This is a genomic window from Massilia sp. CT11-108 (assembly GCF_047302915.1).
Classification (GTDB): domain Bacteria; phylum Pseudomonadota; class Gammaproteobacteria; order Burkholderiales; family Burkholderiaceae_D; genus Telluria; species Telluria orientalis.
Map to the genome: position 1 here is coordinate 1 of NZ_JBKYMO010001082.1, position 757 is coordinate 757.

General features: G+C 72.1%; 1 protein-coding gene. It reads left to right on the top strand.

Going from position 1 to position 757, the window contains the following annotated elements:
• The coding region (locus tag ACEN88_RS33265) for a tetratricopeptide repeat protein (protein WP_413346583.1) at positions 1–757 on the top strand (757 nt) is incomplete at both ends.

The following is a 757-nucleotide window of genomic DNA, read 5'->3' on the forward strand; positions in this document are numbered from 1 at the left end:
TGTTTACGTGACTGGTCCGCGCGCATGGCGCCGGTCCTGCGCGTGCCTGGCCCTGCGCCGCAACGACGAGGCGCGGGCTGCCTACGAACACGTGCTTGCCAAGCGTGCGGACGACCCGGCGGCGCTCGTCGGCCTGGGCCGGCTCGCCATCGTCGAGGGCCATGCGGACGCCGCCCACGGCTACGCCGACCGCGTGCTGGCCCGCGATCCGCGCAACGTCGACGCGCTGATGTTCAAGGCCGACCTCGTGCGCGCGGGCGAGCGGCCCGAGGACGCGCTGGTGCTGTACGACCGCGTGCTGGCCGTCAGCCCGCAACACCGCACGGCCCACGTGGAAAAAGCCTATCTCGCCATCGGCCTGCGCAAGCCGCAGATGGCGCAGGCCGAGCTGGACCTGGCCGCGAAGGGCGCGCCCGGCAGCCTGCTCGTCGCGTACACGCAGGCGCTGCTCGACTATACGACCGACAAGCCCGACGCCGCGCGCGACGTGCTGTACAAGGTGCTCAAGGCCGTGCCGGACCACATGCCCAGCGTGCTGCTGGCCGGCGCCGTCGACCTGAAGCTCGGGTCGAACTACCAGGCGGAGCAGCATTTCCGCCGCTACCTGGAACGCAATCCGGCCAACGTCTACGCGCGCAAGATGCTGGCGCAGGCGCTGATCGGCTCCGGCCACGGGGACGAGGCGCGCACCGTGCTGGAGCCCGTGCTCGATGCCCGCCAGGCCGATGCCGAAGTGCTGGCGCTGGCCGCCGACGCC